The organism is Plectonema radiosum NIES-515 (assembly GCF_025753815.1).
GTDB classification, from domain to species: domain Bacteria; phylum Cyanobacteriota; class Cyanobacteriia; order Cyanobacteriales; family Nostocaceae; genus Hassallia; species Hassallia radiosum_A.
In genome coordinates this window covers 23628-33293 of sequence record NZ_JAOWRF010000354.1, presented here as the reverse complement: position 1 = coordinate 33293, position 9666 = coordinate 23628, and the positions used below count along the sequence as shown (strand labels likewise).

Below are 9666 nucleotides of genomic sequence, written 5' to 3'. Positions count from 1 at the left end.
CCTTGTCTCCCTTATCTCCCTTGTCTCCCTTGTCTCCCTTGTCTCCCTTGTCTCCCTTGTCTCCCTTGTCTCCCTTGTCTTCCTTGTCTTCCTTGTCTCCCTTGTCTCCCTTGTCTCCCTTGTCTTCCTTGTCTTCCAAGGAGTCCCCAAACAAATTCCATTCACCGTTTTCGATTTGGCGGTATTTCCACATCTTACCGGATAAAGCGATCGCAACTCCCCAAGCTTGATAAGCTTGCTCTACATTGTCATACCAGGAATCCATTCCTGCACCCAATTCCCAAGCATGACGCACTACTTTGGATAAAGTGCGATCGCCTCGTCCGATAAAGTCCTCCATTGCCGATATTCGCACATCGGTGAAGTTCACCTTTACTGCTTTCATTCGGCGAAATTCTTGCCGTAGTAAATTTTGCTTGCGCTTAAATTCAGCGGTAGAAACTGAGTGCCATTGAAACGGCGTATGCGGCTTCGGGGTAAAGTTAGAAATTGTCAAGTTAAAATTTAGAGTTTTCCTTCCCTTTGCCCAACATTCTCGCTTTAGCCAGCTTACTGTTTCCGCTATGCCTATAACATCGGCATCGGTTTCACCCGGTAAGCCAATCATAAAGTATAGCTTGATTTTATTCCAACCTTGCTCACTCGCTGTTTTCACACCGCGCAGCAGTTCAGAGTTAGTCAAACCTTTATTCACAATGTCCCGCATTCGCTGCGTTCCCGCTTCTGGGGCAAAGGTTAGACCACCTTTACGCGTACCACCGAGGATATTGGCAATATTTTCATCAAATCTGTCTACCCGTTGACTTGGTAGACTCAAAGAAATATTCTCATTTTTTAAGCGATTTTTGATTTCCATCCCGACTGCTGGCAGGGACAAATAATCGGAACAACTCAAGGATAAAAGAGAAAACTCATTATAACCAGTTTCCCGCATTCCTTTGGTTATTGCTTCTACCACATCCGCTGGTTCTACATCCCGCGCCGGTCGGGTAAGCATTCCTGGTTGACAAAAGCGACAGCCGCGAGTACAGCCGCGCCGAATTTCAATTGTCAGGCGATCGTGTACCGTTTCCATATAAGGAACCAGTCCGGTAGAATATGCGGGTATGGGAGTCGCTACCCGTCGCAAAATTCGTTTTGGCACATCTGAGCGCAAAGGATGAACTGAGCCATCCTCTGCCATGTCGTAAAATTGGGGAACATATACCCCCGGTATCTGCGCTAAGTCTAGCAATAACTCTTCTCGGCTTAAGCTAGCTGCAAAACCATCTGCCAATACCAAGTTAATTTCTGGTAGTAATTCCTCGCCATCCCCCAAGGCAATAAAATCGAAGAAATCGGCGTAAGGTTCCGGATTCGATGTTGCCGTTTGTCCACCGGCGAAAATTAAAGGATAATTTCCGTCTAACCGTTCAAGCCATGTCAGGGGAATCCCAGCCAAATCTAACATTTCTAGGATATTGGTTGCACCCAGTTCATAACTGAGGCTAAAACCGATAATGTCGAATTCAGTTAGCGATCGCTTTGATTCTACTGCAAACAGCGGCGTATGCGTTGCCCGTAGTTTTTCTGCCAGGTCTGGTGCTGGGAGGTAAGCGCGATCGCATAACGAGCGCGGCTGGGCATTCAAAATGTTATAGAGGATGATATGCCCTAAATTTGATGCGCCTACTTCATACACTTCTGGATAAGTTAATACCCAACGTGTTGCGGCCGTATCCCAAGGTTTATGTACTGCACCCAGTTCGTTACCGAGATAACGAGCTGGCTTTAAAATATCCGATGTAATTAATTTTTCAACTGGAACAGCCACTGTGCTATCTTCTGGCTACTTGAATTCTTCTGCTGCTATACAAAACTTGACCAAACTTATTTCAAGCTAGCCATTCAACTAAAGTTTCCTTTAGAGGGTCTGCTTCTTGCTTCAACCAAGGGAGTTGCCTCCTTATTGTCCACAAGCGTCAATTCGGGTGTAGCCCACCCTATCTTTTAAACGAGTCGTTTTTTGAAGCTTTTAGTCATTGTTCAACCATTATTTTCAGCAAATTTAACAACCTGTGGACTCCAGGAGTGACCTTTTTACAGGCTTGCTAGTCATGAACGCGACTGTGGTTTACAAACCAGAAAAGTAAACGCCTTGGTTTTCGGCATTAACAAGAGTATACCAGATGCAGAAAACACAATACACCTCATAACGTCTCTACATTCATTTTCACTTTCCATGTTTAACGGGTAGATGATGTGGAGTGGGATTTTTTTGCCACAAAAGGTATGTTGTCTAGCCTCAGCTTCAGCATTACCCCTCTTTATTTAAGTCAGACTGCTGGCAACTGTGCCGTACCTTCAATTCTTTCAAAAACTTCATCAAGTTGGGTTAATTCAAATATAATTTTTATTGCTGGTGATACAGAGCAAAGGCGAAAACGCCGTCCTAAACTTTGAGCTAGCTTCAGTGCCGAAACTAAAGCCATCAAACCGGCGCTGTCTAAAGATTCTACTGCTGCCAAATCTACAACCAACATAGAAATATCATTTTGCGTCAAGGCTGCTGTGAAGTCTCGCTCAAATTCTAAGGCGTTTGCGGCATTTAAACTGCTTTGGGGACGAATAAAAGCAATTTTGGGAGATTCAAGTACGGCTTGCATTGTTATATCCTATTAAAATTATTCAACTGTAAAGATAGATGTATTTGACCATAATCTCTTTTGTCTGACATCGACCATTCGTATTACGTCTCTTTGCTGAATCTTTATGACCAGAGCCAATATGTTTAAATATTGTCATAACTGTCGAAAAAAAAGTATTTAAATATACATTTTTTTTACCATACTTAAAAAACAATCAACATAGACAGTCTTAGGGTAGATGACTCATCTGTCGTTATGTCTATATACCTTTGTCAACGAATGAGTCAAACTGATTGAAGCAAGATTCAATTATCTCTGTGTGTCTGTTTTCCCATTGGCAGATGCCTGATTTCATGGCAAACCATCTACCCGATATGATTGTGACTTAGATCACAGGTATACATAGACATATATCACTATTTATACCAGAGAAGACCTTGGATAATTGGTAACAATTGTAATTGGTTTATTGTATATGAGAACTCAATACGCTATTCGTAAATTAGTAGAAAGAGCGCTTTTTATTAAAAAATTAACTCCAGAAATTGAAAACGAAATCAATTCAGAACTGACTCAGATGGGTTACATTTCTGATGTTGATTATGAAGCTTTAGAATTATTAATGGCAGAGATGGATGCAGGTAGAATTAAGTTGGTTCCTAGCCTTTAATCGGAATTTTGAATTGTTGAATACATGAAGTTAATTTGCATTTGGTAACTAAATTATCTTTGTTTATAGATAGTTTTGGAGTAGAGGCAGTGTAGGAATAGTGGTAATACCACTGCTGAGATTTTTCTACTAAGTACACAAGATGGTTTTTTGGCATAAGTTCAAGTGTGAAAACAGTGCTTCAATATTTTCATGATTTCAGTACTTAATTGCCATGCATAATATTACTCACTTCTAGGCGATCGCCCGCGCAGAGAATTATGCAACGCGAAAAAAAATTCATTTAATCTTTATTTTCTGGTTTTTCTTTGTGTGCTTGCCAAAAAAAGCGCAAAAATTGATTGAGTTGCTCTTTAGCATCTAAATCAACCTCATGTTTTGGTTCTTTGGCAAAAATTTGACTTAACAGCGTAATAACTTCTGTGTCTAAGGCAGGTTGAAATAAATTTATCGACCAAAGCAGGTCAGAAGCATCTCGCAGATCAGTTATTATCGGTGGTTCTTCAATGAAAGCAACTAACAGCAAAGGACGCACCCAGCACAACTGACGCTCAACGACAACTTGAATCACTTCTGCATACAGGCGTTTTGTGTCATGCTCTAAAGACACAATTTGTCCTGGCTGAAATAGGTTAATGTCCATAATTAGGTGAAAAAGGTAGCGGCAACGATTGTATTGCTGCTTTCTTAATTTTAAGGGCGTGAATGTGTGGTATTTTAAAAGGATGCTGCAAAAGTAGTGAATTATCAAAGCAGGCAAAGACTTGATGCAATAATCAAACCTAAGCAGCAAAAGTTTTTCATGAGCATCTATTTGCGTTTGTATAAGATAGAATAGGTAAATAACTGTAAAGCGATCGCGCTTACAGAGAATCTGTAGTAGATAAACCAGAAAAGAGCAAATACCCGTGTCAGTCGAAACCATTGAGAAGCGTTCAACATCCCGTAAGCTTGCGCCTCGGTATCGCGTTTTGCTCCATAACGATGACTTCAACCCGATGGAGCATGTGGTGAAGGTGCTAATAACCACAGTGCCAAACCTAACTCAGCCCCAAGCTGTTAGTATCATGATGGAAGCTCATACCAATGGGCTAGCTTTAGTTATTACTTGTGCTCAGGAACACGCTGAGTTCTATTGTGAAACCTTGAAAAATCACGGTTTGACTAGCACAATTGAACCTGACGAATAACAATCAACAGGCAAAAAATTTTTGAAAATTAATTTTCTTCGTCTGTCTCAATACCCTGCCCCTGTTCGGCTGGGTATATTTATATTGGCATTGTTGTTGCTGTGGTTGCCAATAGCTGCGCCGATTCGCTTATTAGTCCGCGATGACAACTTGGTAACTATTTTGACAATGCCACTGCTATACGTGGAGTTTATTTTGTTGCTGAGGCTTTGGGGCAAAAAAGTTTACAAGCAAACCCAGATACTGAGACATTATGGTTTAGAAAGAACACCGCAAAATGCAATCGATTTGCTGCGTGGTTTGGCGATTGGGCTAATTAATATTTTGATTTTATTTGGGGTAGAAGGATTGTTGGGTTGGCTAGTGTGGCAAAAACCCAGTATTTTTTTATTGAGAGTTATTTTAGAAGGATTGATTGTTGCCTTGGCTTATGGATTTGCCGAGGAATTATTATTTCGGGGATGGCTGTTTGATGAGTTGCAGCGTGATTACAATTTGCGTGTGGTAATTTGGGCAACTGCGGTTATTTTTGCTGTCAGCCACTTTATTAAACCATTGCCAGAAATTATTCGCACATCGCCGCAATTTTTTGGCTTATTGCTGCTGGCGTTATTTTTGGTGTGTGCAAAACGCTGGCGTAGAGGGCGTTTGGGCTTATCGATCGGACTTCACGCTGGTTTACTTTGGGGTTATTACATCATCAATGTTGGGCAATTAACTAAATATTCTGGTGTGGTTCCTGATTGGGTTACTGGTGTGAATCGAAATCCTTTAGCTGGGTTGATGGGGTTGGTGTTGTTGGCTGTGCTGGCTTTGTGGATGGAGAGGAAATCGAGAGCGATCGCTCTGGTGAGATAAGAAACATCTCCAGAATTTAATTATGCGTTGCCCTAAACCCTTGTAGAGACGTAGCTAGCTTACGTCTCTACGTCTCTACGTCTCTACGTCTCTACGTCTTTTATACCAGATGTTCTTCTCTACCCAAAGACAGATTCTGATTTAGATTAAATCTTATGTGTAGCAGAAGGCTTTCCGCAAACAGCCAAGATGCCTATCACAAAGGTTTTTTAGCACTTTTAATCTTCACTGATTGCTTGAGCAACTTACTCCCTTTAGCGTAGCTAAAACAAGGATGTTGGATATAATTCAAACTTTCAATTCCTCCCATCGCATGAGGCGTTGAATTCAGGAATGGGCAACAATGACAGTGTAGAAGTTAAGTAAGCGGCTGCAAAGCAAGATAAACTTTCAGCATTTGTGCCGAATACTTATTAAATAGCTTCTAAAAATTTGGGAGGGAATAAACTTATGAGAATTAAATCTTTAGCTGCGGTAGCTTTATTAAGCGCTATATCTCTAGGTGCTTCCGTTCCCGCTAAAGCAGCAAACCCCGCTCACGTGCAGCGTTTGCTAAAAACCGGAGAATGTGTCAAGTGTGATTTAAGCGGTGCCAATCTCAAAGGTGCTCACTTGATTGGTGCAGATTTGCGGAATGCTAATTTGAAGGGTGCTAATTTACAAAGTGCAAATTTAGAAGGTGCTGATTTAACTGGTGCTAATTTGCAGTCTGCTAATTTGAAAGAAGCATTTGTCAATAGCACGACTTTAAATAATGCCAATCTCACCAACGCTAATTTAAGCAATGCTACCTTATATAGTGCCGAGTTAGAAGGGGCTACTTTAATCGGCGCTAATTTAAAAGGTACTGATGTGTTTAATACTAATATCGGTATAGGTGGCGGTGAATAATGCTAATTTGGGTGATTAGTAGAGACGCGAAATTTCGCGTCTCTACCAGGGTGTTACTCACCTGTAATTGACAATTCATCAATCCAAATTCTTGGACAAACACCTCCTGGTGTCAATTCTGGTTCTTTCTCAACATAAATAATTGATTTGAGAACTTCCAGAAAATCGCCTGCAACTGTTGCTGACTCGATACTTGTTTTGACACCCTTATTGACTAACCAACCATCAAATGGTAGTGAAAAAGAACCTTGTAATGATTTCACTCCCGCATGTAAAGCTTGTAAATCATCGATGAGAATAACATTTTCCGCAGTTTCTAAGCTGTATTCTTGTTTAGAATTGGCGTCTGCAAATACATGGTAAAAGTTAGGACTGACGCTAACTTTTGCCCCAATACTTGCATTACCTGTAAGATTGGCTTTCATTCTTTTCGCAGTACCAGCACTGTGGAGAAAGCCTGTTAAAACGCCATTTTCAATTAGCGAAACTCGACGTGTAGGAGTTCCTTCCCCATCAAAAGCCTCGGCACCAATGTTAGCTGGATGCAGCGCATCATCGCATACAGAAAGCAGGGGGGAAGCGATTTGATTTCCGAGAGAATCAGGGGTAGATAGACTTTGGTTGTCGAGAATACTTTGAGCATTGAACAAGTTAGAAAAAGCACCGAGTAAACTCAAGAAAGCTTCTGCTGAGAAAACTACTCGATATTTACCAGTTGTGACTTTTTCATAGTTCAAATGGCTAATTGTTTTATCTGCGGTTTCTTTGATGCAACCATTAATATCTAGGTTATCTAAACTATGGTTGATTCTAAAAGCACCAGCACTACGCGGTTTTTTACCTTCTTCTTCGGTTTTGCTGTAAAGATATATCGATGCTAAAGAGTGAGATTCGGTTCTAATTGCACCATTGCTGTTGAGATAGAACCTGTCAATATCTCTTTGGGCTAAACCGTTGTAAGGTACTCCTTTAATAGCGGGATGAACTGCTAAAAGTTCTTTTTCGGCGACAATCAGGCTTTCTATTAGTTGCGAAACCGGTGCTTGATTCGCTTTTTCAGTCTTCTTCTTGTCGATGTTGACAGTCGCTTCTGGACTAAAATCGGGGACGTTTTCTTTCACACCGAAGAAGCTAGCTTCGTAAGCGGTTTTCAAAGCTAATTCTAGTCCTTTTGGATCTACATCTGTGGTGCTGGTGACACCCATTGTATTGTCTTCGTTCCAAACTCGAACGGTGACACCAGAGCGATTTGAGGCTTTGACTTGTTTTGGCTCACCTTGATCTACTTGTACGCTAGTTTCATCTACGGTTGAGCCGTAAATGTCAAATTTATTAATGCCAAGTTTGTTAGCTGTTTCTTTGGCAGATGTTGCAATTTCGTTGATATTCGGCATAGTGGATTTTGGATTTCAAATTACATTTTGTAGTGAGCGCTTCAGCGCTCAAGAAAGCACTCTTCGTGCTTACTACGAATTAAAGAGGTTAGCGTCCGCCTACGGTGATAGAATCTACTTTGATGTGGGGTTGTCCGACTGTGGTGTAAATGCTGCCACTGACGGAGCCACAAAAACCTGCGGCTAATGATAGGTCTTGGGAACACATGGAAATTTTATTCATAATTTCCTTTGCTTCACCGATGAGGATGGCTCCTTTTAATGGCTTGGTGATTTTGCCGTTTTCTATTAAATAAGCTTCGTCTACACCAAAGTTAAATTGTCCTGTGGCACCGACGCTACCACCACCCATTTTTTTACAGTAAATGCCTTTGTCAATTGAGGCAAATAAATCTTCTGTGTTGTGTTCACCGGTGGCAATATAAGTATTTCGCATCCGACTAGCGGCAGCATAGGTGTAATTTTGACGGCGCCCGCTGCCGGTTCTGGGATGTCCGGTTCGCGATGAACCGGTTCTATCTGCTAAGAAGTTCTTTAAAACGCCTTTTTCAATTAATAGCGTTCTTTGTGCGGGCATTCCTTCGTCGTCCATGTCAATTGTGCCGAAGGCGTTTTCAGAACGTCCTTCATCCCATGCTGTCAAACTTTCGTGGGCAATTTTTTCGCCTTTTTTGTCAGCAAAGGGTGTGGTCTTGCGTTCAATTTGCGTGGTTTCTAAGAGGTGTCCGCAGGCTTCGTGGAAAATTACCCCGCCAAAGTGATTCGCCATGATGATGGGGTATGTGCCGGATTCTACGTAGTCAGCGTAGAGCATTTTACCGGCTGATTCGGCTATTTGCTCGGCGGATTGTTGATAATCCCAGGTTCTCAGGAAGTTGGCATCGCTGGTGTTACCTGCACGTTCGGCAATGGAGGTGCGATTTGCACCATCAGCGCACAATACGTTAAATCCTACAGATTGGGTGAGGCGAATGTCACGGGCAAATGTGCCATCACTAGCGGCAATTAAGACTTCTTGCCAATCGCGGAAGTAGCTGGCGCGGCGAGATTGAACGTGACTGGCTTTGGTGTGCAAGTAGGCGGTACCATCAAGGAGGACTTCTCCCATTTCGCGGATGGAACTACATAAAGGTAGCCATTTTTCTTTGCCTCTTTTGGTTGCGTAGTCTCTAAGGAGTTCGAGGTTGATTTCTGGGATGAAAGCGGTGGATGCTGGTAGTTGCAATCCTAAGATTGAAAGACCTTTTTCTAATGCGGCTTTTAAACCGGTAAATGATAGGTTGTTGGTGCTGACGTAGCAGTCGGCTTTGCCACGAAATACTCTGACTCCGGCACCGGTAGTTAGACTGGGTGAAATGCTGGTGATGGAATCGTCTTCTGCAAGGCAAGTAATATAGTTGCGACGTTCTAAGAATAATTCGATGAAGTCGGCGCCGGCAGCACGTCCGAGTCCGAGGAGAATTGCCAGGGGAGCTTCCCAGGTTTCATCAAATCGCTCGCTTGTGGAGGTGTATTGTAGGGTGGGGAGTTGATTGGATTGAAGTAGGGTGTTTGTAAGCATGGGTTCCCTTAAAATGCTGGCATTATTAGAGTTTTAACTGAAATATTCTGGTGTGTTAACTCTAGCAAATTTAAGAAAATGTCCGTGGGAGGTTAGTAAGTAGGTGTAGGTAGGGATGGTACTACCAAGACACGGGTGGTCAGATTCCCGACAACTTATGCGGATACTGCTGGTCATTCAGGGGTATCACCCCTCAAAGAACGATTTTGCGTCATTCCACACGATTGTAGAGACGTTCCGCACGATTGTAGAGACGTTCCGCACGATTGTAGAGACCTTCCGCACGATTGTAGAGACGTTCCGCACGATTGTAGAGACCTTCCGCACGATTGTAGAGACGTTCCGCACGATTGTAGAGACGTTCCGCACGATTGTAGAGACGTTCCGCACGATTGTAGAGACGTTCCGGCGGAACGTCTCTACGAGGGTTTTTGGTAAAATGAGGGGTTGATACCCCTATTCGCCAGCTGTATCC

Annotated in this window: 10 protein-coding genes; 5 read left to right on the top strand and 5 right to left on the bottom strand. The window is 42.4% G+C overall.

Annotation, left to right across the window (positions count from 1 at the left end):
• Positions 1 to 1813, bottom strand: a 1813-nt coding sequence (locus OGM63_RS24965) for a TIGR03960 family B12-binding radical SAM protein (protein ID WP_263748372.1), incomplete at its 3' end; no start/stop codon positions are given.
• 502 nt (positions 1814 to 2315) lie between these two features.
• Entirely contained in the window at positions 2316 to 2645 is a 330-nt protein-coding gene (locus tag OGM63_RS24960; protein WP_263748371.1) for an STAS domain-containing protein, read from the bottom strand.
• Positions 2646 to 3102: 457 nt separating this feature from the next.
• Between OGM63_RS24960 and OGM63_RS24955 the strand changes: the two genes are divergently transcribed.
• Entirely contained in the window at positions 3103 to 3297 is a 195-nt protein-coding gene (locus tag OGM63_RS24955) for a hypothetical protein (protein WP_263748370.1), read from the top strand.
• Positions 3298 to 3580: 283 nt separating this feature from the next.
• Here the strand turns inward: OGM63_RS24955 and OGM63_RS24950 are convergent, their stop codons facing one another.
• A complete protein-coding gene (locus OGM63_RS24950) occupies positions 3581 to 4222 on the bottom strand; it encodes a hypothetical protein (protein ID WP_263748369.1) in 642 nt (213 codons plus the stop codon).
• Here OGM63_RS24950 and clpS point away from each other — a divergent pair.
• The 3 genes from clpS to OGM63_RS24935 all read left to right on the top strand — a co-directional run bounded on the left by clpS (position 4206) and on the right by OGM63_RS24935 (position 6236).
• The gene (gene clpS / locus OGM63_RS24945) at positions 4206 to 4487 is read left to right on the top strand and encodes an ATP-dependent Clp protease adapter ClpS (protein WP_263748368.1); all 282 of its coding nucleotides are present in this window, start codon (positions 4206 to 4208) and stop codon (positions 4485 to 4487) included. The two genes, OGM63_RS24950 and clpS, sit on opposite strands and share 17 nt — an antisense overlap.
• A gap of 21 nt (positions 4488 to 4508) precedes the next feature.
• A complete protein-coding gene (locus tag OGM63_RS24940) occupies positions 4509 to 5345 on the top strand; it encodes a CPBP family intramembrane glutamic endopeptidase (protein WP_263748367.1) in 837 nt (278 codons plus the stop codon).
• A 450-nt stretch (positions 5346 to 5795) separates the two neighbouring features.
• Positions 5796 to 6236 (top strand): pentapeptide repeat-containing protein, encoded by a 441-nt coding sequence (locus tag OGM63_RS24935; protein WP_263748366.1) that lies wholly within the window; start codon positions 5796 to 5798, stop codon positions 6234 to 6236.
• A gap of 53 nt (positions 6237 to 6289) precedes the next feature.
• On the opposite strand, the gene OGM63_RS24930 is transcribed toward OGM63_RS24935, so the two are convergent.
• Both OGM63_RS24930 and OGM63_RS24925 read right to left on the bottom strand, forming a co-directional pair.
• Positions 6290 to 7630, bottom strand: coding sequence for a TldD/PmbA family protein (locus OGM63_RS24930; RefSeq protein ID WP_263748365.1), 1341 nt, complete (start codon positions 7628 to 7630; stop codon positions 6290 to 6292).
• Positions 7631 to 7718: 88 nt separating this feature from the next.
• On the bottom strand, positions 7719 to 9191 hold the full coding sequence (locus OGM63_RS24925) for a TldD/PmbA family protein (RefSeq protein ID WP_263748363.1): 1473 nt from the start codon (positions 9189 to 9191) through the stop codon (positions 7719 to 7721).
• A gap of 115 nt (positions 9192 to 9306) precedes the next feature.
• On the opposite strand from OGM63_RS24925, the gene OGM63_RS24920 reads away from it, so the two are divergent.
• Positions 9307 to 9642, top strand: coding sequence for a hypothetical protein (locus OGM63_RS24920; protein ID WP_263748362.1), 336 nt, complete (start codon positions 9307 to 9309; stop codon positions 9640 to 9642).
• Positions 9643 to 9666: the final 24 nt, after the last annotated feature.

Coding starts and splice junctions, on each gene's coding strand:
- OGM63_RS24960 (WP_263748371.1), bottom strand. CDS start 2,645: ATGCAAGCCGTACTTGAATCTCCCAAAATTGCTTTTATTCGTCCCCAA.
- OGM63_RS24955 (WP_263748370.1), top strand. CDS start 3,103: ATGAGAACTCAATACGCTATTCGTAAATTAGTAGAAAGAGCGCTTTTT.
- OGM63_RS24935 (WP_263748366.1), top strand. CDS start 5,796: ATGAGAATTAAATCTTTAGCTGCGGTAGCTTTATTAAGCGCTATATCT.
- OGM63_RS24950 (WP_263748369.1), bottom strand. CDS start 4,222: ATGGTTTCGACTGACACGGGTATTTGCTCTTTTCTGGTTTATCTACTA.
- OGM63_RS24930 (WP_263748365.1), bottom strand. CDS start 7,630: ATGCCGAATATCAACGAAATTGCAACATCTGCCAAAGAAACAGCTAAC.
- OGM63_RS24920 (WP_263748362.1), top strand. CDS start 9,307: ATGGTACTACCAAGACACGGGTGGTCAGATTCCCGACAACTTATGCGG.
- OGM63_RS24925 (WP_263748363.1), bottom strand. CDS start 9,191: ATGCTTACAAACACCCTACTTCAATCCAATCAACTCCCCACCCTACAA.